The organism is Sulfolobus islandicus Y.N.15.51 (assembly GCF_000022485.1).
GTDB classification, from domain to species: domain Archaea; phylum Thermoproteota; class Thermoprotei_A; order Sulfolobales; family Sulfolobaceae; genus Saccharolobus; species Saccharolobus islandicus.
In genome coordinates this window covers 744,860-770,080 of record NC_012623.1, presented here as the reverse complement: position 1 = coordinate 770,080, position 25,221 = coordinate 744,860, and the positions used below count along the sequence as shown (strand labels likewise).

At 34.2% G+C, this 25,221-nt stretch carries 26 protein-coding genes, 2 tRNA genes and 2 pseudogenes; 12 read left to right on the top strand and 18 right to left on the bottom strand.

Annotated features, from left to right (window positions below; all coding sequences use genetic code 11):
• Position 1: 1 nt before the first annotated feature.
• A complete protein-coding gene (locus YN1551_RS04120) occupies positions 2–988 on the top strand; it encodes an MBL fold metallo-hydrolase (protein ID WP_012717241.1) in 987 nt (328 codons plus the stop codon).
• Between the two features lies 1 nt (position 989).
• Here the strand turns inward: YN1551_RS04120 and YN1551_RS04115 are convergent, their stop codons facing one another.
• The 15 genes from YN1551_RS04115 to YN1551_RS04045 all read right to left on the bottom strand — a co-directional run bounded on the left by YN1551_RS04115 (position 990) and on the right by YN1551_RS04045 (position 15,270).
• Positions 990–2,108, bottom strand: coding sequence for an NAD(P)/FAD-dependent oxidoreductase (locus YN1551_RS04115; RefSeq protein ID WP_012714097.1), 1,119 nt, complete (start codon positions 2,106–2,108; stop codon positions 990–992).
• A complete protein-coding gene (locus YN1551_RS04110) occupies positions 2,109–3,545 on the bottom strand; it encodes a (2Fe-2S)-binding protein (RefSeq protein WP_012716464.1) in 1,437 nt (478 codons plus the stop codon).
• Positions 3,511–5,157, bottom strand: coding sequence for an alkaline phosphatase family protein (locus YN1551_RS04105; RefSeq protein WP_012716465.1), 1,647 nt, complete (start codon positions 5,155–5,157; stop codon positions 3,511–3,513). The genes YN1551_RS04110 and YN1551_RS04105 overlap by 35 nt, the downstream gene beginning before the upstream one ends.
• Positions 5,158–5,415, bottom strand: a complete 258-nt coding sequence (locus YN1551_RS04100) for a hypothetical protein (RefSeq protein ID WP_012711921.1) — start codon at positions 5,413–5,415, stop codon at positions 5,158–5,160.
• Entirely contained in the window at positions 5,408–6,112 is a 705-nt protein-coding gene (locus YN1551_RS04095; RefSeq protein ID WP_012714100.1) for a uroporphyrinogen-III synthase, read from the bottom strand. Before YN1551_RS04095 ends, YN1551_RS04100 begins: the two co-directional genes overlap by 8 nt.
• The gene (gene hemC / locus YN1551_RS04090) at positions 6,093–6,974 is read right to left on the bottom strand and encodes a hydroxymethylbilane synthase (RefSeq protein WP_012717240.1); all 882 of its coding nucleotides are present in this window, start codon (positions 6,972–6,974) and stop codon (positions 6,093–6,095) included. The genes YN1551_RS04095 and hemC overlap by 20 nt, the downstream gene beginning before the upstream one ends.
• A complete protein-coding gene (hemL, locus tag YN1551_RS04085; protein ID WP_012714102.1) occupies positions 6,971–8,251 on the bottom strand; it encodes a glutamate-1-semialdehyde 2,1-aminomutase in 1,281 nt (426 codons plus the stop codon). Before hemL ends, hemC begins: the two co-directional genes overlap by 4 nt.
• Positions 8,224–9,234: a porphobilinogen synthase gene (gene hemB / locus YN1551_RS04080; RefSeq protein ID WP_012714103.1), complete on the bottom strand. Its 1,011-nt coding sequence runs from the start codon at positions 9,232–9,234 to the stop codon at positions 8,224–8,226. The genes hemL and hemB overlap by 28 nt, the downstream gene beginning before the upstream one ends.
• Entirely contained in the window at positions 9,164–10,444 is a 1,281-nt protein-coding gene (locus YN1551_RS04075) for a glutamyl-tRNA reductase (RefSeq protein WP_012711926.1), read from the bottom strand. The genes hemB and YN1551_RS04075 overlap by 71 nt, the downstream gene beginning before the upstream one ends.
• Entirely contained in the window at positions 10,434–11,078 is a 645-nt protein-coding gene (locus YN1551_RS04070; RefSeq protein ID WP_012717239.1) for a precorrin-2 dehydrogenase/sirohydrochlorin ferrochelatase family protein, read from the bottom strand. Before YN1551_RS04070 ends, YN1551_RS04075 begins: the two co-directional genes overlap by 11 nt.
• 46 nt (positions 11,079–11,124) lie before the next feature.
• On the bottom strand, positions 11,125–12,180 hold the full coding sequence (gene fen, locus YN1551_RS04065) for a flap endonuclease-1 (RefSeq protein WP_080513566.1): 1,056 nt from the start codon (positions 12,178–12,180) through the stop codon (positions 11,125–11,127).
• The gene (locus tag YN1551_RS04060) at positions 12,177–12,404 is read right to left on the bottom strand and encodes a hypothetical protein (RefSeq protein ID WP_048052284.1); all 228 of its coding nucleotides are present in this window, start codon (positions 12,402–12,404) and stop codon (positions 12,177–12,179) included. Before YN1551_RS04060 ends, fen begins: the two co-directional genes overlap by 4 nt.
• 5 nt (positions 12,405–12,409) lie before the next feature.
• The gene (locus tag YN1551_RS04055; protein ID WP_012717236.1) at positions 12,410–14,719 is read right to left on the bottom strand and encodes a CDC48 family AAA ATPase; all 2,310 of its coding nucleotides are present in this window, start codon (positions 14,717–14,719) and stop codon (positions 12,410–12,412) included.
• A 64-nt stretch (positions 14,720–14,783) separates the two neighbouring features.
• A complete protein-coding gene (locus YN1551_RS04050; protein WP_012711931.1) occupies positions 14,784–15,059 on the bottom strand; it encodes an elongation factor 1-beta in 276 nt (91 codons plus the stop codon).
• 13 nt (positions 15,060–15,072) lie between these two features.
• On the bottom strand, positions 15,073–15,270 hold the full coding sequence (locus YN1551_RS04045; protein ID WP_012711932.1) for a zinc finger domain-containing protein: 198 nt from the start codon (positions 15,268–15,270) through the stop codon (positions 15,073–15,075).
• A 67-nt stretch (positions 15,271–15,337) separates the two neighbouring features.
• On the opposite strand from YN1551_RS04045, the gene pth2 reads away from it, so the two are divergent.
• Positions 15,338–15,700, top strand: a complete 363-nt coding sequence (pth2, locus tag YN1551_RS04040; RefSeq protein ID WP_012711933.1) for a peptidyl-tRNA hydrolase Pth2 — start codon at positions 15,338–15,340, stop codon at positions 15,698–15,700.
• Positions 15,697–16,830: a tRNA pseudouridine(13) synthase TruD gene (truD, locus tag YN1551_RS04035; protein WP_012711934.1), complete on the top strand. Its 1,134-nt coding sequence runs from the start codon at positions 15,697–15,699 to the stop codon at positions 16,828–16,830. The genes pth2 and truD overlap by 4 nt, the downstream gene beginning before the upstream one ends.
• A 3-nt stretch (positions 16,831–16,833) precedes the next feature.
• Here the strand turns inward: truD and aspS are convergent, their stop codons facing one another.
• Together aspS and YN1551_RS04025 are read right to left on the bottom strand one after the other, a co-directional pair.
• Entirely contained in the window at positions 16,834–18,123 is a 1,290-nt protein-coding gene (gene aspS, locus YN1551_RS04030; RefSeq protein WP_012717235.1) for an aspartate--tRNA(Asn) ligase, read from the bottom strand.
• A 1-nt stretch (position 18,124) separates the two neighbouring features.
• On the bottom strand, positions 18,125–18,637 hold the full coding sequence (locus YN1551_RS04025) for a transcription elongation factor NusA (protein WP_012711936.1): 513 nt from the start codon (positions 18,635–18,637) through the stop codon (positions 18,125–18,127).
• Between the two features lie 62 nt (positions 18,638–18,699).
• Between YN1551_RS04025 and YN1551_RS15755 the strand changes: the two genes are divergently transcribed.
• A complete protein-coding gene (locus YN1551_RS15755; protein WP_009990396.1) occupies positions 18,700–18,870 on the top strand; it encodes a 50S ribosomal protein L40e in 171 nt (56 codons plus the stop codon).
• A 15-nt stretch (positions 18,871–18,885) separates the two neighbouring features.
• Here YN1551_RS15755 and YN1551_RS04020 read toward each other — a convergent pair whose 3' ends face one another.
• A complete protein-coding gene (locus YN1551_RS04020) occupies positions 18,886–19,446 on the bottom strand; it encodes a nucleotidyltransferase (protein ID WP_012711937.1) in 561 nt (186 codons plus the stop codon).
• A 51-nt stretch (positions 19,447–19,497) separates the two neighbouring features.
• Between YN1551_RS04020 and YN1551_RS16515 the strand changes: the two genes are divergently transcribed.
• From YN1551_RS16515 to YN1551_RS03985, 8 genes and pseudogenes are all read left to right on the top strand, one after another.
• A tRNA-Cys gene (locus tag YN1551_RS16515) sits at positions 19,498–19,611 on the top strand.
• A gap of 40 nt (positions 19,612–19,651) precedes the next feature.
• On the top strand, positions 19,652–21,283 hold the full coding sequence (locus YN1551_RS04015; protein WP_012717234.1) for a thiamine pyrophosphate-binding protein: 1,632 nt from the start codon (positions 19,652–19,654) through the stop codon (positions 21,281–21,283).
• A gap of 62 nt (positions 21,284–21,345) precedes the next feature.
• Complete coding sequence (locus YN1551_RS04010; RefSeq protein ID WP_012714108.1) at positions 21,346–21,900, top strand: hypothetical protein; 555 nt, start codon at positions 21,346–21,348, stop codon at positions 21,898–21,900.
• Positions 21,897–22,478, top strand: coding sequence for a hypothetical protein (locus tag YN1551_RS04005; RefSeq protein ID WP_012716470.1), 582 nt, complete (start codon positions 21,897–21,899; stop codon positions 22,476–22,478). Before YN1551_RS04010 ends, YN1551_RS04005 begins: the two co-directional genes overlap by 4 nt.
• Entirely contained in the window at positions 22,451–23,575 is a 1,125-nt protein-coding gene (locus tag YN1551_RS04000) for an ATP-binding cassette domain-containing protein (protein WP_012717233.1), read from the top strand. The genes YN1551_RS04005 and YN1551_RS04000 overlap by 28 nt, the downstream gene beginning before the upstream one ends.
• 51 nt (positions 23,576–23,626) lie before the next feature.
• Positions 23,627–23,722, top strand: a tRNA-Lys gene (locus tag YN1551_RS03995).
• A gap of 206 nt (positions 23,723–23,928) precedes the next feature.
• A pseudogene (locus YN1551_RS15750) lies at positions 23,929–24,588 on the top strand (hypothetical protein).
• Between the two features lie 168 nt (positions 24,589–24,756).
• Positions 24,757–25,128 (top strand): annotated as a pseudogene (locus YN1551_RS03985) (IS110 family transposase); the annotation flags it as partial.
• Between the last annotated feature and the right edge of the window lie 93 nt (positions 25,129–25,221).

The window sequence follows — 25,221 nt, the reverse complement described above, 5'->3', positions numbered from 1 at the left end:
TGTGCAGAATCTTGTAAAGATACTTCCTAATGGGGCTATTTTAATCGGTGAAAAATTTACTATTGATGGACATTATGAACGTCCATTCAGGGTTGTGACGCATTTTCATGCTGATCATATAATGGGTCTTGAGAAAAGTATTTCCATCTGTGATAGTATAATTGCAACACCCATTACGTTAGACATATTAAAGCTAGATTATGCCATACCACCAAGAAAGGCGTTTGGTTTAAATTACGATATAAAAATGACTTTTGATGACGAGACTATTGTGCTAAAGAAGTCAGATCATGTAATAGGTTCTGCGCAAGTTCTTATTACACTTAAAAACGGTTTAGAAATAGGGTATACTGGTGATTTTAAGAATCCAGATAAAGGTACTCCTATACTCCATCCAGATATTTTAATAATTGAAGCTACATATGGCAAACCGGATTTCAGAAGGCCATTTAAAGATGATGTGGAGAGTTTATTTGCAGATTACGTTAGAGACGCGCTTATGAATAGTCCAGTGAGAATCTACGGTTATCATGGGAAATTACAAGAGATAATGCTTAGCTTGAGAAAAATGGGTATTGACGCTCCTTTTATAGTAGGTGGCAAAATTTCCAAGATGACCAATATTGCAATAAAGTACGGCTATAACATAAGCCAAGTTTTTGATGAGAGTCAAAGTGAGGCTAGAGAAATAATGCGTGACGACTGGTATATTTCTTTTTCTCATTATAATGAATTCAAACGAAGAAATGGTAAATATTTTAATTTCTTGTTAAGTGGGTGGGAATTTAAGGATGTGGTGAAAAAGATTGATGAAAAGTCGTATGCAGTATCCTTTAGCGACCATGCTGATTTCGACGATCTCATATATTACGTGGAAAGAACTTCTGCTAAGTATATCATAACTGATGGCGGAAGGAGAAGCTATGGTAAAGAGCTAGCTGAATACATTTCCAAAAAATTAGGTAAAGTAGCGGTTAGTATGCCGTAGATCAAATTACAAGTGTCTCGTTAATTAACTTATTTAACTTAAATCTGGAAGGCGAGAAAATATCTATAAATTTATTCTTGTAGTTATCTGCGATTAGATCAGCCATTATTTTTCCAGAGTAAGGAGCGAACATCATGCCGTGGCCACTATAGCCTGCGTCAATAAATAGACCTTCTGGCCAATCATCAGAATACCCCATAATTTGAGAACTGTCTGGAGTCATCTCATAATAACCTGACCATCCTCTCAATACTCCTATACCCTCTATTCCCTTTATTAATTGTCTTATACCTTTGAGAAATTTTATGGTGTTAGATATTGATATTGTGAACTCCTCAAATTTATATTCCCTTTTATCTTCTATTCCACCTATGATCTCTCCTTTTAATGTCTGTGAGAAATAGATTTGAAGCTTAGAGTTTATAATTAATGGTTCGATAAAATATCTTAATGGTTCTGTTATATATATCTCTTTTTTCTCTGGAAATATAGGTATTTTTATTCCGATACTGGATAGTATTTCACTACTCCACGCCCCTGCAGTAACTATAACCTTATCGCCATACAACTCTTTTCCACTACTTAGTTTTACGCCTTTTATCTTGTTATCATCTTTTATTAGCGAGACCACTTTATCATAAATCATTGAAACCCTATCCTTGATTGAATAATAGTAGCTGTACAATATGTAATCATGATGAAACGCGCCATCTTGAGGTGCCAAGTAACATTGTCCTTCAAATTTTATGTAAGAATACCGATCTTTACATTCTGTAAATTTCCCTCCTATATTATATGAGCTCCAAAAACTATCTAGTTTTTTGAATGAACTATACTCTTTTTCTTCGTTAATTATCCATAGATATCCAGTTCTCAATAGTAACGAATTATACTCAAGTTCCTTTGATTGTTTCTTTAAATAATTTATCGCATTAATGGCATACTCTACGTTTTCCTTACTGTAAAAATGATATCTATATCTAGATGCGTTCCTACTGCTCGATCCATAACCAATTCTTTTCCACTCTATTAGTGTTAGATCTTTTTTATCATAGCCCTTTTTTACTAGATGGTATGCTAAACTTAAACCGTGAGAACCAGCTCCAACAATAATTATCATTCAGATCACCATTCTATACAGAGGAGTTCTAAACGTTATAAGTTGCCTATCGCCTAGAAAACTTCCTAGGGAATATGTACATAATTTTCCTTGGCAATCTCCTGTACCCAAACCTGTAGTTCGTTTTATTTCTTCTACTTTGCTAAATCCTCTACTTACTTGTATCTTAACTTCGCTTAGGGTAATATCCTCGCATTCACACACATATCCTTTACTTCCATAAATGTATGGAGAGGTATTTCTTTTGGGATTTTTTTGTTGATAATAATTATAAATATATGTATAATCTTTTAAATTATTTATGAATTCATCCAAGTATTTCTCATTAACAGCTGTTTTACCACTCAGAAATGAGGTATACTCGTCTGAAATTCCACGCATTCCTCCAACTATGTAAACGTTTTCATAAGCCTTTCCATCCATAGAGTGTATTGGCATATAAACATGGAAATACTCATTAAAATCATATGGGATCCCAATATTATACGAGTGATCTATTTTTGGTTGCTTAATTATTGCATAAACTAAAATATTTGAACTAAATGTTCTTTCGTCAGTTGTTATCTTTAACATCCCACCTTTTTCCCTTTTTACTTGCAAGTTATTACTATTTATTATTTCAACACCTAGCTCATCTATTAGTTCCCTATAATATTTTGACAGGAACAGTATACCGTTATTGATTACAATTCTCTTTTCAACTTTAAATAGCACTTTTACTATGTCATCAGTATTCCCTAAAGCAATTACGTTCGTAAGTTGATTTCCGTATCTTAAGTAAAGATTCTTTGATATTACACCGGGTACGTCATTTCCATCGAAAATTGGTGGAATATATCTTCCGCCACTTGCTAAAAAGATTCTTTTAGTCTTTATCATTAATATCTTACTCTTCGTAAGAAATCCTATTCCTTCATCAAATTTACCTAATAAAACTCCCTCTAGAATTTTATCCTTATTTTCGTTAATGATATCCTTTAATAACTTAGAGAACTCATCTTTATTAGTTTGTGGTAATGGATAGGGTATATGAGTGTTCCATTCGATATCAGATGATATTAAGATCGTTTTCTCTTCCTTATTTATTTCTGATAAGACTCCTAACCCAGAAGTCCCTCCTCCTATAATTATATTCTGTACTTCAAGGAATTCCAACTCTTTTTGGTCATTATTGCTTGTTATTGAATCTGGTAAATTAATGAGGTGTTTAGAGTAAGTTTTTACTAGGCTTGGAAATATTCGTAATAATTTGCTATGTAGGATACTGGTATCAATTGGTATCTCAATTTTCTTCACATATTTTTTAGTCTGTGTATCATGGCATAAGTCAATTCTTTTTCCGTTCTCTATTATCTCGTTATATGGTAAGCCTGGCTCACAATCTTTCATGCTTCTAGGTCTTCTATGCCTTTTGCTTAGTATTATCGGCATATCCATTTTTAAGGACCTCATTTATAATTTTACCATCAGATTTATAATTTATTCCATACAATTTCAATATTGTAGGCGTAACGTCAACTATTTTCATGTCTATTCGTTTCTTAGTGAAATTTTTGCCATATAATATTACAATCCCATTAATATCATCATTTCTATAATACCCATGATCCGCAGTAGTTGTATTATAAGGGATGACGTTTTCAAATATTGTATTTTTTTCTATATTGCTTGAGATGGAGTATTTTGGATTAACGCCATTGATTATTATATCGCCTTGTCTATCACTTGCTGGTGTCTCATTAGAATAAATCACGGTAAATATCCTTTCTCCAGTTTCGGGATCTTCTAATCTTTCTAAGTTAATAGTCAAATATTTAATTAATTTATTAAATTCCTTTTTGCTCACTATTCCAAATTTCTCCCTCTCTTTTAGGTTAATTCTAATAATTCCTCCACCACCATAATACGCCTTAGTTCTCTTCCAATCTATTTTCTTATCATCGACTATTTTTAGTACATTAAGCTTTTCTAAAAATTTATTAAGATACAGCCTCTTTTTTACCTTATTTATTCCATGATCTGAACAAATAATAATATTATCAGCTAATTCGACATGGGCTTTCACAAAGTTATCTGCCATCCTATATACTTGGAAAATATAATCTAATGATCTTGAATCGTCTATACCATAAAGTAGGTGTTGTATATTATCTACTATCGGTAAGTATGTTATTGCGAAATCCCATTCTTCACGTTTAAGCAGAAATAACGAATAGTTATAGAAAAAGTCATATGCAAATTTTAAAGTTTCATAATATTCATTAAAACCGATTATATTAGACTTTAGAGAAACGTAATCACCATCTAGTATCATTCCGTATTTCTTAACAACGTTCTCCCATACTTCGTTTTGTAACTCTTGATTATTTGACCAACTAGGAATTAGAAACGATATTGGTGTGAGATAAATCCCATTACTTAGGCCCTTTAATCTAAACGTTCCTTTCATTTCCTTTCCTTTACATCTCATAATTACCTCAAGTGGAGCTGTCCATTCATTTTGCTTCAAATTTAATGACAACGTATTATTCTCGATATCAGTTATTTTTATAGTATACTCCTCATTATTACTCTCGATACTAAAATTAACTTCATTTATAGTTGTATTGCCAATCTTAAGAAAAGCTCCCTCGCTACACTCTTTAATTTTGGATTTATAGGGATCAAACAAGATAAGATTTTTTAGTTTCCATTTATCCGGTAAGGCTTGCGGTGCTGAGGTTACTATTACTTTATATTCTTTTTTCGCTAAGAGGTACCATATTGGATCAACCTTTAATGGTATACTACTATGTGCTGATAGAGGTTTACTTAGACTATAGCCTTTTATGAAGATCTTTGTGGAAGTTATTCCATGACTTGCTGGTAAGTATCCCGTGAATAAAGATGCCAAAGCTACTGGGGTTATTGTGGGGAAAACACTCTCTAGTTTACCAAAGCTCCCATTTTCAACAAGATTATTCATAGTATCTAAATTATATCTAAATTGGTTAAAAACAGAATAACTAACCCCATCAATGACTATTAGTAATGTCTTCAAATCACGCACCTATTCTTTGTATATTTTCTTTTCTAGGTCTTTTCTTATATTTTTTGGAGAAATCATATTAATATGAGATCTTTTTAAATTACCCTTTTTATCAAAACTTATCGCGAATTCATAAATACCTATTTGATTTTCATATTCACCGAACACATCGTATCTATCTTTAAAGCCTTGATAATACTTAATTTGAAGACTACTATCAACTATTGTATTATCAATCTTTTTAAGAACTTTAAGCGTCAAATCTTTAATTTCATCCATTTCGTTTCATCTCCACCAAAATAGTTTCTATAATGCCTTTGATAGAATGTGTCTTACTTTCTATTATTTTTACCTCATTATTAACCCGTTTCAAAGTTTCCGTCGTAATCGGACCTATGCTATATACTATAATCTTACACTTTCTACTAATATAAGGGCCAATTAGCCTTGCCATCAATGAGCTAGTAAATGCTATGGCATCGACTTCACATTTAGCTAGGATTTTTGACACTTTATTTATATTATCTCCAATTATTTCCGAATCATATACATAGATCTCATCATATTTAATTTTGCCATTAAGAAGATTTTTCATATCTTCAGAAGCTTTTTTACTCCTTATGCTGAGCACACTATTTACCTTATCTTCCAAGATTCTTCTAGCTAGTTCTACGCTTGTAAATTTCTCTGGAGTTATTGGATTTGTATTGTACATTCTCATTAGTAACTCTGAAGTTTCTTCTCCTATGGCGTATATCTTACGATTTTTAATGAGGAAATGTTCTTTAAAACAAATAACTGAATTTCTACTTGTAAATGCAAGGGCCTCATAATCATAGTTCGGTAATGAATACGGGATACATTTTATTTTAAAAATGGGTATGTTTAGAACCTCAATTCCATTTTTCTGAAGGAGCATAAGCTTTTCATTGAGCTCCGTGTCTTCGTTATCGGGCCTAAGGAATAATATCCTCATTCTTCATCTCCTTCTTTAGTAACAAGCCTAATTCAGATCCTATAGTATATGGGTCCCCTGGCTTGCTAATGGATACAGTAATTTTTTTCTTTCCATCACTATAACTTGCAATACCATAGAACTCTTTTCCTTCTTTTTTAAATAACACCCCAATTGGAGAATGACAACCTCCTCCAACTAAACTGATTACTGCTCTTTCTGCTAACGCCTCATCTAATGTGTCTTTATGATTAATTTCTTTGAATATCTCTTTTATCTTCTCATCTTTTTTTCTTCCCAAGGCTACTATAATACCTTGATTTGCTTCTGGAGTAAAATCATAAACATTAAGTCTATGATAGTTCATAGTCATATTGAGCCTTTTTAAGGAGGCCTCAGCTAAAATTAAGCCTTGATATTCTTTTGAGAGATATTTTCTTATTCTAGTATCTACGTTGCCTCTAATATCTTTCGTATTTATTTCTGGCTTGATGTATTTAAGAAAGTTTTTCCTTCTTATGCTACTAGTACCTATAGTGATATTTGAATCCAACTTATCTAGATTCTTCTCTGCAATTAATATATCATAGGGAGGATCTCTTTTCAGTACCGCAAATATTTCAAGGCTAGGATTTATTTCTGATAAGATATCTTTCATACTGTGCACTGCAATATCAGCTTTTCCCTCTAATACAGCCTCATTAACTTCTTTTTCAAAAACTCCTTTTCCTAATTTACTTAATGGTTCAGTTGAAAATAAGTCAGCTTTTGTCTTTATATCTATTATTTCGTACTCTATTCCAATTTTCTTTAATTTTTCTCCTAACATATCAACTTGTATTCTACTTAGTTTACTTCCTCTTGCAGCTATTCGGATTTTCAACTTAATTCGCCTATTACTTTTGCAAGTTTATCTATAGTATCGTTAACTACATCATCTTCATGCGCAGCTGAAGTGAAAATTGTCTCATATTGACTTGGCGGAATGAAGACTCTCTCTTTTAATAGCCTTTCATGAAATTTTATGTAATATTCTTTATTAGCCCTTTTGGCATCTGAATAGTTTCTAACCTTGTCTATTCCGAAAAATACTTGGAACATACTCCCAATATGATTTATTGTATGTTTTATTTTTAGCAACCTTTCTAATTCCTCTACAAGAGTCTTAGAGGCTTTGTTTGCAATATTATATGGGTATTCTTTTTCAAGTTCTTCTATTGTAGCAATTCCAGCTATCATAGATATGGGGTTAGCGTTAAATGTGCCAGCATTAAATACTCTACCAGCGGGAGTAAAGTTATCAATAATTTCTGCTTTACCTGCTACTGCGCCTATAGGGAAACCACCACCTATGATTTTACCTAGTGTTGTTATGTCTGGATAAATTTGATAGTAAGATTGCGCTCCACCTATATCGATTCTAAAACCAGTTATAACTTCATCGAAGATTAATAATGAATTGTAGGACTTTGTAAGTTCCCTTAATCCAGATAAGAAGCCCTTTTCAGGTAAGATTACACCAGCATTTCCCATAATAGGTTCTAAGAGTGCTGCAGCGATGTCCTCATTTCTTAATTTTTTATCTACACAATCAAGATCATTAAATTCGCATATTTCTACCGTTTTCATTATTTCCATTGGGATACCATCAGAAGTTGTAACGTTATATTCTGTAGCAGCACTTCCAGCTTCCACAAGTGTGTAATCGTGAGCTCCATGATAATTTCCGCTAAACTTCAGTATTTTACTCCTTTTTGAATAGCCTCTGGCTAATCTTATAGCAGCCATTGTAGCCTCAGTTCCACTATTTACAAATCTTATTTTCTGGGCTGATGGTATATGTGAACTAATTTTTTTAGCTAATTCTATTTCTAATTTGCTAGGAGTTCCGAAAAGCCAACCTTTTTCTAATTGCTCAATTATTTTTCTCTTTACGGATTCTGGAGAGTGACCTAAAATTAGAGGTCCGTAACCCAATACATAGTCAATGAACTTGTTACCCTCGACCGTGTAAATATAAGCTCCTTTTCCCCTTTCTACATAAAATGGGAATGGTTTTACTGCTGCTCTAACTGGGCTATTTACTCCTCCCGCAAATAATTGCCTAGCTTGAGCCCATAGTTCCTCGCTATTCAAAATGGTACACCTTCCTTTATCCATCTTACAATATCGTTAGCATAATAAGTAATAATTAAATCAGCCCCTGCTCTTTTTATTGCGGTAGTAATTTCCAATACGGCAGTCCTTTCATCTATCCATCCATTAATTGCTGCTGCTTTTATCATGCTATATTCACCACTGACATGATATGCCGCTAGGGGATATTCTGGGAAGTGATCTTTTACTAATCTTATTACATCTAAATATGTATGGGCAGGTTTGACCATCAAAATATCAGCTCCTTCCTCTATATCTAATCTAGCTTCTTTTAATGCTTCAAATGCGTTCCTAGGATCCATCTGATACCCTCTCCTATCTCCAAACGCTGGTTTAGAGTAAGCCGCATCCCTAAAAGGACCATACATTATTGAAGCGTACTTTACACTGTATGACATTATCAATGTATCATTGTAACCAGCTCCATCTAGCGCATCTCTTATAGCCTTAACAACACCGTCCATCATGCTTGATGGGGCTATAATATCTGCTCCAGCTTCAGCTTGGCTTAATGCAATCTTTGCATGAATCTTTAGGCTTTCATCATTATCTATTACATAACATCCGTTATTATAGTTCACAAGACCGCAATGACCATGAGACGTATACTCATCAGTACACTCGTCTGTGATTACTATAATCTTATCCTTAAAACTATCTTTTATTATTTTAACTGCCCTCTGTATTACACCATTTTTATCGTAGGCTGATGATGCTATCTCGTCTTTATAAGATGGAATTCCAAACAATATAATACTTCGAATACCATTTTCATAGCTATCTTGTACATAATTGACTAACTTATCATTTGGTGGATATCTGTACACTCCTGGCATTGAAGTAATTTGTTCTGGCTCATTTATACTTTCCTTTATAAATATTGGAAGTACTAAATCGTCTTGAAAAAGAGTCGTTTCAGCTACTAGATCTCTTACTAATTTGTTTTTTCTTAATCTTCTTGGTCTCAAAAATGGGAATGTTACCATCTTTAAAAATATCGATTAGAAAGTTAATGTAGTTGATTGAATTTTCCCCGTCAAATACTAGAGATCTTACATTGTCAAAAAGGGGTTGAAACGATTTTTTTATTATTGATCTTGTCATCAAATCTAATATTTCCTTAACTTGTTGATTGTTTATTCCAAGTTTTTCAAGTTCTTTATAGGCTCTTACTATTTCATTTTCCCTTATAGTTTCTACACGTTTCATTATCTTTGACATAAATTCACTATAAATTTCTTTTTTGTAATCATATATCAATTCGTCTATTCCATCTTCTACTAATTTATTAATTTTAACTAACTCCTCTTCTCTAGCTTTAAAGTTAAGTTTTGATATTTTTTCTAATTCTTCTAGGGTAATTACATTATTCCCAGTAAATAAGGGAGGGACAGTTATATCAACAATTAGTGTGTTCCATTTGTTTTCCAGTCTAAGATTCTCATGAGAAATTGATATAAAAGCAATATCGAAGCTACCTAACTTGTCTAAATCTAATTTCTCGTAATTGTAGCCAAATTTTAGGGCAAGTTGTTTTGCCTTTTCTACTGTTCTATTCATAATGGTAACATTCTTGACTCCTTCATTGTATAACATATTAGCTATTTTCTGTCCCATTTCGCCAGCGCCTACTATTACAATTTTTCTATCATAGAAGTTATTAAATTGCCTTTTAGCCTCATCAATAGCAAGGGAATATATACCAACTTTCCCCTTGGAAATACTAGTCTCTTCTCTAACTTTTCTACCTACTTTAATTGCTCTTTCAAAGAGTATTTGTAGATACTTTCCACTAAATCCTAATTTTTTAAACATATCAATAGTTGATCTAATTTGAGATAAGATTTCATACTCTCCAATAGACAGAGAATCAGCGCCACTGGCTACTAGAAATAGATGTTTTATACTATCTTTACCGCAGATCACTCTAGCTTGATTTCCAATTGGTTCATTATGCACATTATTTAAATATTGGATCATCTTATTTATCTCACTTATTGTATTTGTATTTGAATATAAGTATATCTCAACTCTATTACATGTTTGTAGAATAGCAAATTCAGCATTGATTAATTGCCTTAAGGACTTTATTTCCGTTTCTCTAAAATAATATAAGTGAAGATTACTTATCCCTATAGTTTTGTATGTAAATAAAATCGAACAATAGTTTTGTAGTAACTCCTCATTACTGGTCATTAATTATCTCCTCCGCTCTATGTAAGGCTTTTTCTATTAATCCATTAGTAGCATAATATTTGAATTTTTCATCATTATATATTTTATGATAAAAGGAATATCTAACAGATGGATCAGCTACTTTTTTCTTTAATAGAGTTTTTACATCATACATTGCACTCAATAAATTTCTCATTTCTGGACTATTAGCAATACTAATTGTTTTCGACAAGATTTCTTTAGCTACGATACTAGATTTTCCTTTAGTAGTTATAGCTATTTCCATATCATCGTCAGAATAGAATATTGGCACTATAAAGTTGGAGTTTTCAGGATTAGTGGGATTATTACAAAGTTTTCTTAAATTTTTAGCTATATTACAAAGTTTCTCATTGAGCTCAAAGTTATTCGTACAAGTCAAAATTATATCGTATTTTTCTATTATACTACCATCTATTTTATTTGCATCTTCCTTAATTAGTCTTATATCTGAGTTGAGAAGATCTTGGGAGAAATCTAAACTTATGACGCATACATTAGCCCCATATTTCTTAAAAGCTAGTGCTCTTTTTGTACCTACTTTGCCTCCACCGATTACAAGTACACGAAAATTAGAAAGATCAATAAAAATTGGATAATACTCCTTTTTGACCACAAGGTAATAGATATAAATAGATAACTTTAAGTTTAACTTTAAACTTCTAAAACCACCTATCTAATCCGGTTTGTCTAGAAGCTCCTTTAGCTTCTCTTATTGCTTTAATTAATCTTTCAATTCCATTCTTAACTCTTTCCTCACTGAAGTTATGTTCATTTACTAATATGTTAACTATATCCTTCTCATTGGGTTCATTTAAATCCAAGGTTTCTTCTGGTTTCACTATTTGTGGTTTCAAAAATAAACTTCTTATCTCATCAATATTGAAAGTAATATCTCTTTTTGAAATTTCTCCATATTCTATTGCCTTCTCTATCTTGCCGTATTTTTTAATTATCTTTAGTGCTCTTTCTGGCCCTATTCCCTTAATTCCATCAGGATTATAATCAGTCCCAATTAATATACTTATATCAATTAATTGTTCTCTTGTTATTCCTAATTTCTTAAGTAATAATTCAGTTTCTATTAATTCTGGTTTTATATCTATATATACGTCCTTGTTAGGAAGTTTTCTTTTACCAGTGATTGTCAAATTTCTTACTAATCTCTTAGCTCCAAAAAGAATCGAATCGTAATCTTGACTCGCCGCTGCCCAGCTAAATCCTAATATATTTAAATATGCAGCCTCAGCTTCTCCTTCGGAAGGTGCTTGAACTATAGGTATTCCCATAGCTCTCAACAAGTTTTTACTTTCCTCTACCATCATATTGGATAGTCTAAGTATAGCTTGCGAATATTTCCTTAGCTCTTCTATTTTCCCTTCACTCTTAGCTCTCTCTAGCTTTCTCTCAGCTTCTTCTTTTATTTTTCTCCTTCTTTCTAACTCTTCACTTTTTTGCTCTGGTGGTTTGCCGTCAAAGACGTAGATCGGTATAACACCCTCTTCTAGGATATTTATCGTTCTATAAAATAATCCACTTAGGTGGCTGGTTATCCTTCCATGGGAATCCATTAAGGGAGTTCCATCTGGTTGTCTTATCGCTGCTAAAAATTGATATAATGCATTATATCCGTCAATACTTACCTTCTTCCCTTTAAGCTCAGAAAATGAAAGTTCTCTTTTTACGTCTTTTACTAGATCTGCTAAATCTACTCCTATTCCTTATCACCTAAGTATGTTATCATTCTTACATTTTCTTTAATTAGTGAAACCGATATATAACCTCTAATCTCCAATGCCATTAACGCTTTTAAGAAATCATCATAAGATACCTCATAATTTGTTGAATTTTTCACTTCTTTAAAAAGATCATCATCTCTTATATTATTATTATTCCTTATTTTATCCAAAATAATATTATATAATGGTACGCTTCTCCACATTGATTTCACGCATATGTACTTGGTTTAACGGTAGTTTTGGGCAATTGCTGCCTAGCTTTTTCTACCCAATTTTGATAGAATTGCAGCATATCTTGCGTAACTGATGGCTTAACTTTCCTCATAGCTTCTTCGAAATGTCTCAAGGAAACCTTAACCCCGTTAACCTTCATACACTCTTTCATAGTTTTATCTTTGCACTCAGTGTCAGTGGATTTACAACTCTCGTTGGTTTTCTCTATACATATTTTCATACTCTCCCTTATAGCTCTCATTGTAGCTTCTCTTACCAGTGCAGCTAAATCAGCTCCGGTATAACCTTCAGTCTTTTCAGCTACATCCTCTAAGCTGATGTCCTCCCCTAACACTATGTTCCTAGTATGAACCTTTAATATTTCTATTCTTGCTCTCTTGTCTGGTGGAGGTACGTAAATTAATTTCTCAAACCTTCCTGGTCTTAATAGTGCTGGATCTAAGATATCTGGTCTATTGGTTGCAGCTATTACTACTACGTTTTCTAATTTTTCAATTCCATCCATTTCCGCTAATAGTTGATTTACTATTCTCTCCGTTACTCCAGAATCGTAAGAGATTCCTCTTATTGGAGCTATTGAATCTATTTCGTCAAAGAATATTACAGCCGGCGCGTACATTCTAGCTTTTCTAAATATTTCCCTAACTGCTTTTTCACTTTCACCTACCCATTTGGATAATATTTCTGGTCCTCTCACTGCTATGAAGTTTGCTCCGCTTTCAGTTGCAACAGCCTTTGCAAGCATCGTCTTTCCAGTTCCTGGTGGACCAAATAATAATATACCCTTAGGTGGTTCTATACCAGAATTTTGGTATAGCTCCGAGTATTTCAGAGGATATTCAACTACTTCTTTTAACTCCTCTTTTATTTCTTCGAGGCCACCTATATCTGTCCATTTAACCTCTGGAACTTCTATGTAAATTTCTCTTAAGCCACTTGGTACTATTTCTTTGAATGCGTTTATGAAATCTTCCATCTTAACTTCCATAGACTCTAATATTTCTGGAGGTATCTTATCTTGATTCAAATCTATCTTTGGCAAGTATCTTCTTAAGGAATTCATTGCAGCTTCTCTTACTAATGCAGATAAGTCAGCACCAGTATATCCATGTGTCATATCTGCAAGCTTCTCTAGGTCAACATCTTTAGATAAAGGCATATTCCTTGTATGGATTTGTAATATTTCCAATCTTCCTTGTTTATCTGGTAACGGTATTTCTATCTCTCTATCAAATCTCCCTGGCCTTCTCAGGGCTGGATCAACAGCACTTGGTCTATTGGTTGCAGCTATTACTATTACGTTTCCTCTATTTTCAAGACCATCCATTAGAGTGAGTAACTGTGCGACAACTCTTCTTTCTACTTCTCCTATCACTTCGTCTCTTTTCGGTGCTATTGCGTCTATTTCATCTACGAAAATAATTGCAGGAGCATGTTTTTTAGCGTCTTCAAATATTTCCCTTAATCTTTGCTCACTCTCTCCGTAGAATTTGCTCATTATTTCCGGTCCATTAATTGAAGTAAAGTATGCATCAGTTTCATTAGCTATTGCTTTCGCTAGTAACGTCTTTCCCACTCCAGGAGGACCATATAATAATATACCCTTAGGTGGTTCTATTCCTAATCTCTTAAATAGTTCTGGATGTCTTAAAGGCAATTCAACTAACTCTCTGACTTTTTCTATAATATTTTTCATTCCACCTATATCCTCATATGTGACTCTAGGATATCTGGAAGGTTCTACTGGCTTATCAGATATGCTTATTATCGTATCGTCATTCACTAGAACTATACCTGCTGGTTTGACTTGGACTACAGTAAACGGTATGGCTTGCCCTAGGACAGGAATCAATACCGTATCTCCTTCAACTAGGGGGAATTCTTTTAATCGTTTCTTAACATAACTAATGAACCCTGGGTCTACAGTAATTGAGAAGTTAGATGGTGCTAATTTTACTGTGCTAGCTGGCTTTACAACTGCTTTTCTTACTATAACCTTATCTCCAATTGAGACTCCAGCGTTTTTCCTGGTTATTCCATCCATTCTTATTATATCCTTTTCTCCAGTTGTTGTATCCTCAGGCGATAAAGGCCATGCAAGTGCAGCAGTCTTTCTGGTTCCTTCAATTTCAACAACGTCACCTGGGCTTACATCAATTTGCGATAGTAAATCAATATCAATTCGCACTTTTCCTCTTCCGACATCTTTCTGTCTAGCTTCCATTACTCTAAGTGTTAACTCCTTTCTTTGCGGTTTCTGTTCCTCACCAGAACTAGCGCTCAATTTTTATCTCCAAAATATTTTAGCGTATAAAGGATATATAAGAACTAACGTACCAAAGAGTTTATTAGAATCCTAATCTTGTTATCCCTACTACTTCGGCATGACTAACTCCTTGTATATTATTTACTACTTCTTCTAAATTGTCTGTCCCTCCTTCAGTCTGCTCAGGCATTTGAACATATAGAATCAATGCATTTAGGCCAAAAGCTATAGGTTCGGTTTCCTTTCTAATAATTCTATATTCTTTAGGTAATTTATTGCTTATATCTGTGTACAAATTATCTAAATTAACTTCATCACTGTCCGGAAATACTTTAAGGACTACTAACACGTCTGTCATTTTAAGCTACCTCTTAAGGTCCCTTAAATCCGCAGTTCGGACAAATATATTCTACTCCTTGTTTTCTACACATGTGATCTCTTCTTATTATCACTTCACCGCAGTTGGGACAGTAAAATTCCACTCCCTTCTCTCTTGGATGTATTATTTTCCCACAACTTGAACATATTGGTGGTTCTACTTCTTCCCTAATACTTAGCTTAACTGACATATCTATCTTCCCCTTTATTTAACCTCAATAAAAGTTTAAAAGTATTTGTTGTTTTCCTAGTTACATTATGGTTAAGATGGTTATTGTTGTAAGAAGTGATATTAAAATGGGTAAAGGTAAGATGGCTGCTCAGGTTGCACACGCTGCCGTAACTTTAGTAATAAGTATTATTAATTCTAATAACTCACGTTGGAAGGAGTGGTTAAATGAGTGGTTACAGCAAGGACAACCAAAAATAGTCGTCAAGGCAAACTCATTAGATGAAATTATTTTACGATCTAAAAAGGCTGAAACAATGAACTTACCTTTCTCCATTATTGAAGATGCAGGAAAGACCCAATTAGAGCCTGGAACCATAACTTGTCTAGGTATTGGACCAGCTCCAGAGAATTTGATAGATCCTATCACGGGTGATCTAAAATTACTGTGATCCCTCATGAAATAGACATTGCGTTAGGTATGGAAAGATATTACTATGAAGATTGGAACGAGATAGACGGAACAATCGAAAGACCAAATGGATTTAAAGTTGTAGAAGAGATTGACTTTAAGCCAGCTCACGAGTGGAAAGGTGAGGAAAAAGGTAAATATGCAGTTTACTTGCTCACAAAATGGGGAATAGATCATTTTTCCGTTTTATCTGAAATTCAGAAAGTACTACATTCGAAAGTGAATTATATGGGTATTAAGGATGCTAGCGCCATAACCTCTCAGTTAGTGTATATAACGTTAACCAAAAAACAAGAATTGATTAATGAGTATAAATCTAATAGTTTTATTCTAAAGTTTCTTGGATATTCTTCAATGAAGTTTAATCATACCGGGAATATATTTGAAATATCTTTGTCAACGTCAAATTTCGATTTAGTCGTAGAAAGAGTGAGACAAATTGAGAAAAATCCATATCTCCCCGCTTTTATAGGTTATCAACGTTTTGGTACTCGTAGGCCTGTCACACATTTAATAGGTAAATATCTATTGAAAAGAGACTGGGAAAAAGCATTCTATTTGATTTTGACGTATCCTTTTCTTTCTGAATCAAAAGAGATTATTGAAATTAGAAAGCTAATAATAAAAGGTGATTTTAATGAAGCAGTTAGATTGATTCCGTCTAAGTTTAAACAAGAGAAACTATTATTGAAAAACTACATGAAATTTAATTCTTATTACCTAGCTCTTAAAAATAGTTTCATTCCAATCTCGTTATATTTAGATGCATATCAAAGTTATTTATTTAACATGTATTTATCCAGAAGGTTAGACAAGTATAAGAACTCAGATGATAAGGATAATTTATTTATAAGAATTCCTATCTATTTTAATGACTGTGATGATATTTGCAAGGAGATTTATCTGAATGAAGAAATAGAAAAGAATTTTTTTAAATTACCAGAATTTAAAATTTCACTAAAAAGCCTCAATAGAAAGGCATTTATGAATATAAGAAATTTAAAAATTAACGAGGAAACAAGAACAATATCTTTTGTATTAGATAGGGGGATGTACGCTACAGTATTACTTAGGGAAATTTTAAGAGGAGATCCAAGAAAATTCACTTAACTTTTATGGTGTTAGTCTCTTCTTATCTCTAGGGAATGGTACTACTTCCTTTACGCTCTGAAGTCCAGTTAACATTAACATTACTCTTGCTAATCCCATGCCAAAACCAGCGTGTGGTGGCATCCCATAATCAAACCATTTTAGGAAGAACTCAAAACTTTCTGGATTTAATCCTCTTACTTTAAGTGAATTCTCTAGGACTTCTTTCACATGATTTCTCGAACTTCCAGAAACAATCTCCAACCATCTGAAAATTAAATCGAAGCTTTCACTCAGCTGCGGATTGTCCTTTTTCTGCTTTGTATAAAATGGTCTACTTAGCCAAGGCCAATCAGTTACGAAGTAAAGATCTTCTTTTAATTCACTATATAATACTCTCAGTTCAGGTGTTCCTACATCATCGCCAAATTTAATATTTACGCCCTTACTTTTCAGAATCTCTATTGCCTCTGAATAGGAAATTTTCTTCATAGGTATTTTAACATCTGGTGGAGTATAATTTAAAATTTTTAATTCATTTTCACATTCTCTCCTTACATCATTTATCATGTTATAGATTATTTGTTCGATTAGAGCCATTATATCGTTATAATCTGCAAAGGCCATTTCTACATCCATACTAATGAACTCTGAGAGATGATACGGTGTATCTGACTCTTCTGCTCTCCATGCAGGAGCTATCTCAAATACTCTTTCTATAGCACCAGCTAATAATTCTTTGTATAATTGTGGGCTCTGAGCTAGAAATGCTTCTTTTCCAAAGTATAATACTGGAAATAATTGGGCTCCTCCCTCTGTCGCACTAGCAATTATTTTTGGAGTAAAGACTTCTACAAATCCGTATTTATATAATGTTTCCCTAAACGATTTTACCGCTACTGACTGGATTTTCAATACTGCTTGCATTTCCAATCTTCTTAAATCTAGTAATCTTTCTCTAAGTCTAGTATCTATATCAGCTTTAACCTTGCCCGTTACGTCTAACGGCAATGGAGACTTCGCATATGAGAGTATTTCTACGTCTTTTGCGTGTACTTCAATACCATTAGGAGCTCTCGGATCAGCCTTCACTATGCCATTTACAACTAGCGTTGATTCTAATCCTATATTCATGATTTTATCATAAGCACTATTACCTTTCTCAACTACTATCTGTCCTATTCCACTCTTATCTCTTAATAAAATAAATACCTTTCCACCTAGATTCCTTATATTATGAACCCATCCAGCTACTTTTACTTCTGCTCCATCTAATTTAGGATTTAATTCTGAAACTAGATGTGTCCTAAACAACTTACTCGACCCTTATTCTTACTGGCGTTGAATGTATTTTAGTTAATGCTGACTCTAAAAGTTGTGCTTCAGCTGGTAATAATCTTCTTTCTGATCTAGACACACGAATTACATATTGCACAGAACCATCCGGCATCCATACAGTATTTACACCAAGTACTCTAGCAGGCGAGAGTAATTGTACTGCACTATTCTTTATGCTATTAGTTTTTTCTAAGACTCTAACTTTCATGTTCAATTTATCTTGCAAGATTCTTGCTATTTTGATCCACTTCTGTTGAGTCATCTCGGGTCCACTTGTAACTAATAATATTAGTAGATCGTCCACTTTGTAGGCCTTATGATATATGGAATCCTTAAGCTCTTTGAACTGCGTTTCCTCTAAATCTAATAGTACTTTTATTATTTCAACTTCATATTCAAATACCTCACCACTATCTATAAGAGACTGGCATCTATTGCACAGAAGTCCACTTCTAACGCAAACATAATCTAGGGGGATCTTCATCTTCATTCACTCCGTTTACCGCAATACTTATGAATGCGAGATAAAATAATTATAGCCGGGATAAATAAATGCCGCTAACCGATCCCGCGAAATTACAGATAGTGCAACAAAGGGTATTTTTGAAAAAGGTATGCAGAAAATGCGGAGCTCTTAATCCTATAAGGGCAACCAAATGTAGGCGATGTCATAGTACAAACTTAAGATTGAAGAAGAAGGAATTACCAACTAAGAAAGGCTAACATTTTTTTACTTAACTAAATTTTTATTCCAATTGCTGATAAACGTTCCTTTATACTTTCACTATTTTCCTCAAATGCGTTCACATGCGTTTTCAAATATTCCTTATCGATACTGATCTTACCTTCTCCAAGTAAGTACACTAGTGTTTTTAGTTCATCTTCGTCTTCCTCTCTAAACGCGTTGGCTTTGAGCAAAATGTAATCTTCTAATCTTATGCTTTTAAACTCATAAGCTCCTATTTTTATATTAACTGCACTATCTAGAATTTCTTTAGGAACAAAGAAATCTTGTATATTTTCATACAAATCTACTTGGAGTTGGTCATCATCAACTGGAGCTAATAATCTTGGAGTATCAATTGGAGTTCTACCATAATCCCATCCTCTCTCATATGCGAAGTTTCTGATTTTATCGTCATCTACTAAGACGCTTATATCTAGAGCAAACAAGTCCACATCACTCTCAGTTCCTTTTCTCTTTAGAGAAATATCGACTATTGTATCTCCAATTATTATGAATTTTGTAAGATCTTGTAATTCATGAAGAACTTCTCCTACCTTGCTAAAAGGTATCAAGCATATGCACCCATATAGTTTTTAAGTAGCTTTTAATAAGTTATTATTGTTGCCGGGGTGGCCGAGCGGTCTAAGGCGGCACTACCAGCCCATCGGTAGCGCTAGGGGCCGCAGTGGTATTAGTTGACACCCGTTATTTCGCGGGTTCAAATCCCGCCCCCGGCTTTTAGAAGATTTAAAAAGTAGTCTTAATTATAATGTTAGTATGAGTCAGCCCAAAAGGAAAGAGGAGACTGTAGGCGTAGAAATGAAAGGTGAGGAAGCACTTGCATATGTTCTTAATGACATTGGGATAACCAAAGTGTTTTCGACTTACTTCCTACCGAATATGGTTAAGGAAATGCTAAAGAAGTATAATATTGAAGTAGAATTTTCTATGGCAGTAAAAGACGCAAGTTGGTTGGCATACGCTTATGCAATGGAAAATAACTCAGTCGGAACTATAATTCAGATACCTGGTTCTAAGCTAACTGATGCGGTAAATGTCATAGCTCAAGCATATATGGAATCGGTTCCTCTTCTTATTATATCTAGCGTAAGATCACATAGGGATACGGGAAGGGCTAGAATTGGCGAATTTAGAACGATTGATGACTTATCAAATATTTTATCTCCAATAACCAAGACAAAAGAAAGAGTTATCAGTATAGAAGAAATAACTGTTACAATAGAGAAAGCCTACAAGGAAGCGGTTAGTAATAGACCAAGGCCTTCTTATGTTGAAATATCTGAAGACTTATTTAGGGCAAAAGCTTATCCGTTATCCACTGCGGGTCAAAAGCCCGAGAAGAGGACTCCAGATAAAAATACTGTGGCTAAAGTGGCTGAACTTCTGACTAATGCTAAATTACCAGTTATAATCGCGGGATATGGGATAGTTTTAAGCGATGCAGAAGACATGTTAGTTGAATTGGCTGAGTTATTAGATTCGCCGGTGGTTACTACATTTAAGGCGAAAGGTTCAATACCATCTAACCATAAATTATTTGCTGGAGAAGGATTAGGCGCCTTTGGTACTGATGCTGCAAATTATTTGATAGAGAATGCTGACGTAATATTAGCTTTAGGCACTAGGTTTACTCAGTTAAGTACGGCTGGCTGGTCATTAAAGTACAAGGGCATATTAGCACATAATAATGTTGATGGTGAAGACATAGGCAAGGTCTTCATGCCTCATGTTCCAGTAGTAGCTGATACTGGGCTATTCTTAAGGGAGCTCTTAACACAATTGAAAGCTAAGATAAAGGAGAAAGTAAATAGAGGAGCTAGTGACATTATTTATAAGAATCAGCGTGAAGTACATTCAGTTAAATCTTATAGCGGATTATGGCCAATTGACGTAGTGAAAATGCTAAGCACAGTAGGTGGTTTTGAAAAAGTGTATGTAGATATGTCAGCTACCACAATAGATTTCGTTAGATTACCAATAAACGCTAAGAAGAGCTGGTATACTGCAGAATCTTTGCTTGAGAGGGGTATTGCAGTGGGTGGTGCTATAGCTTCTAAATACGTTGCATATGGAATTACTGACCTAGAAGGAATATTACCATATTTGTCATTACTAGAATACAAAGTGGATAAGATTAAGGGAAAAATAATTGTGTTAAACGATGGTGGTGCAAATTATATTGAAGTTTCAAGCTCTGATTTACCGACCATTACTAGATCACAAACTAGTATCAACGTTAATTTCAATGAGATTGTAAAAAGAACCCTAGGTGGTGTAACTGTTGAAACGCTAACTGAGTTAGAGGAGGCTTTAAAATCTGCAGATAAGAAAATCGTAAATGTAAAGATAGATCCTAATTTCGAGTCAGTTGTAGTTTCAAGAATTTAATATAAAGGTAAAGTACTTATTAAGACTAAAATTTTATTTTGTCTTATTCTGAAGTTTAAAATATGAACGATAAGTCTTCAGATCAAATTTCAGTTAAGAAGGCCTTAGTTTATGCAGCAGTTTTCTCAGTGGCATCATATGTTGTTGCTGCGGGATTAGCACTATCTACTAGTCTTTTTGCTGTAAATATATTTGCGGATCCAATATTGAATCTCACTGTTCCTCTAATACTTCTTTCCATTGGCATACAAGTTATTAATAGAAAGTTAGGTCCTATTTTTATAGGGTTAATTAACGCTGGATTGTATGCAATTAGCTTCTTACCATTTATTGCAATACCTTTAACTATTATAGCACTAATTGTAGAGGGCATAACAAGAGTCATGGGATATAGGTCTTTGAAGGCAGTAATAACTTATACTACAATTGCGGGAGGTCTAGAGGGGATATTAAGTACTTTACTTGCTCTTTACATGGTGAAAGTCCCTGCACCTATAATAACTTCATTATATATCTGGACTGGAGTATCAGTTGGAATGTTTGCCGAAAGTGCATTAATGGGATTGATATCTTTCTATATTGTCTCATATTTAATCAGAGCAGGGGTTATCAAATGAAGGTAAAGTTTCTTTATATTTTAGTTTTTTCAGTCCTAATCTATGCAAATAGTATATTTTTTAATTCTGTCATACCATTTCTAGTTACATCGATCGTATTATATAGAAGAAAATGGATTATTGTAATAGAGGCTATAATTGGTATTCTATCTTATCTTATATTGGGTTTTCTTGGGAAAATTTTCATTTATGAGTATACGCTTAGAGCTTTCTCAATTGTTAACGTTTTCCTAATTTCAAGCGACTATACTGATAAGTCTTCAATAATTGACTTACTTGGTTCTAAGGGGGTTCCTCTTGTAATCGCTCTTACATATTATCCTAGGTTTTATGATTTAATGCAAAACGTTGCATTTTATGCAAGAATTCGAAAAATAAATTTATTAGATCTTAAAAGATTATTAGTTCCAATAATAGTAGAAACCGTGAAAGTAGCTGATAATTTATATGTTGCATATACTGTTAAGTTGTTCGGTAAGTATAATTATAAGAGAAATTTAAAACCTTCAAGGGAAGATTTAATACTTCTACTTATAGGTGTAGCCGCATTATGCTTATCAGTAGTCCTAAATATTTAAACGGAAAGATAGAGATTGAAAAAGGAGAAAGAGTAGGTTTAGTAGGTAAGAACGGAAGCGGAAAAACTACATTAATATTATCCACATTATGCATAGATCAGACTACCTTTAATAACGTTATAGTTGATGATATGGACTTCTGCAAAGAGAAGGATTATTCAAGAATCTCAGCAGTTTTACAAGACGTTTCTTCTCAAATATTGGCTTCGACGTGCAAGGATGAAATCGAGTTAATGAAAAGATTCCATAGGGTAGATGATAAAATAGCTAGAAAGTTAATGGGTAATTACTATGAGGGCGAGTTCAATAAATTGTCGGACGGATATAAAAAGAGGTACGCTATCGCTTCAGTTTTAGCTTCAAATCCCGAATATATCTTACTGGACGAGCCATTTGCAAACTTAGATGATGAAGGAGTAAGGTTGGTTAGTGAAATAATTCCTAAAAACAGTTTGATTGCTGAACATCGTATTGACGAATTGCGCAAATTAGTAGATAGGGTCTACATGATTAAGAATAATACGGAAATAAATGAAATATCCAAGGAAAAACTTTTCGATACGGAATTCTTGAGGAAAGAAGGATTAAGAGGATTTAGTTTACCTAAGATTAACAGTGAATTGGGTAATGAAATATTTAATGTAAATGTTAATAATTATACGATAAAAATAAGAGAAAGGGAAATTTTGTGTTTATTAGGCAGAAACGGAAGTGGTAAAACTACTATTCTCAGAAAACTATTTAGGAAAATCTTCGTAATTTTTCAAGAAGTAGACTTACAATTCTTTGATTTTACCGTAAAGGAGATTGTAGGAAGTAAATATGCTTTATCTTTATTTAATATAGAAAGTTTGGCAGATAGAAGTCCCTATGCTCTAAGTTTCGGTCAAAAAATGAGGGTTCTGATAGCATCAGCCTTTTCTTCAAACTCTAAAGTAATAGGCTTAGATGAGCCTAGTATAGGAATGGATGGAGAAGCATTACTTTCGTTCTACGAAATGGTGAAAGTTCTTAAGGAGCAAAGACGAGGCTTAATTCTCGCTACGCATGATAAAGATATAATGAATCTATGTGACACACGCATAGTTATAGATTAAATAGCTAGAAACCGTTTACTTTATATATTATTTATAGTAGTTTTTATTGATGGGCCCGTAGCTTAGCCAGGTAGAGCGACGGGCTCTTAACCATGTAAGAAAAGCGGAGATACCCGTAGGTCCCGGGTTCGAATCCCGGCGGGCCCGCGCACTAAATTTCCTCAAAAAGAATGATTAAGAAACATTTTCAACTTTCCTCTTGGGAGGGTTTTCTAATCAATTCGGAATTCAATATGTAGTGGAGAAGATTAGATAGGTGAGAGTGTCCGGAATGTAAAAAACTGAATTTTAATTTTTGAGAATAAATTGATTCTTAGCATTATCTTGGATTAAATTGTAGTAATACTTAAGTTATGGGAGGAGAGAGTAGTACCATGGCACGTACACTAAGACGCATCCCAAACTTAGTGTACTATTCTCTCCCCCCAAGAGAGGATATGCCGTAGAGGGAAAAATGGTAACGGATATCAAACCCGTGCTAGACACCCTAGATTTAGAAAGAGTTCTAGGAGAAGGCACTCTGGTTTACCTGAAGTTACTAATCGTCATGGTACTCTACTCTTGTTCCTATAGAGACGCAGTAAAGATGGTCAACGTGAACGTCGTTGTGGCGTGGTTCGTTGGGAGGAAAGTGGGCAAGAGCACGTTACACGATTTCGTGGGAAGAGTATACGAAGTGAGGAAGAAGTTGCTGGAAATTTCCTTCAAGTTTGAGGAGAAGTGCCTACCCAGTAGCCCCGAGATTTAAGTCCCCGCTCAAGGGGATTAAGATAGCTGACAGGGGTTTCTCGCCCTCCCCAACCCAGCTCATAGCTATGGAGAAACCTTTCACGACTCTGAGGGCTCACGTGGAGTTCTTCGGTACCTTCCTGTACAAGTTCTGGAGGCCCTATGGGACCACGGTGTGGAGGAACGAAGCCTTCCTCCACGTCCTGGGAGTCTTCTACAACATCAGGATGTTCCTAGCCGTCCAACGAAGAACCCCTCCAGGACGTCGAATAGTTCAACTCTAAGAAACGTCATCACGCACTCAAGCATCACCATGCATGATAAATAAATCTTCTTAACTTGATATTTTTCCATGATCAAGTTTTTCCAGATTAACCAGGTTTTATACTTCTGATAATATTAATATTTATCATTCATTTATATATTCATTCAGATAATTACATTTCGGACATTCTCACGTCCTATTGACGATACCGGGTGTTGGGAGGCTTGCAGCTGGGGTTATTATTGGTGTTGTTGGTGATGTTAGGCGTTTTCCCAAGCCAGAATCATTTGTTGCCTATTGTGGTCTAGACCCAGTTGTGGAAAGGAGTGGAAGAGCTGTAATAAGTAGGGGGATTTCCAAGAGGGGTAATAAGTACTTGCGTAGCTTGTTCTACTTTTTGGCAGTGAGGAATTATTCTAGGAACCCAACATTGTTGAAGTTTTATGAGTCTCATAGGGATAGGTTAAAAGGTAAGAAGTTGTACACTGCTTTGGCTAGGAAGTTGGCAAGGATTATATGGAGTGTATGGTATAATAATAGGCCTTATGAGCCTAAATAGGTGAATCCCTCCCTCGAATCGCCATGTGGGTTGAAAGGACTCACGTGGCAACCTTAGTTGACACTATGCTTGAAGTTTGACCGAAAGGTTTAT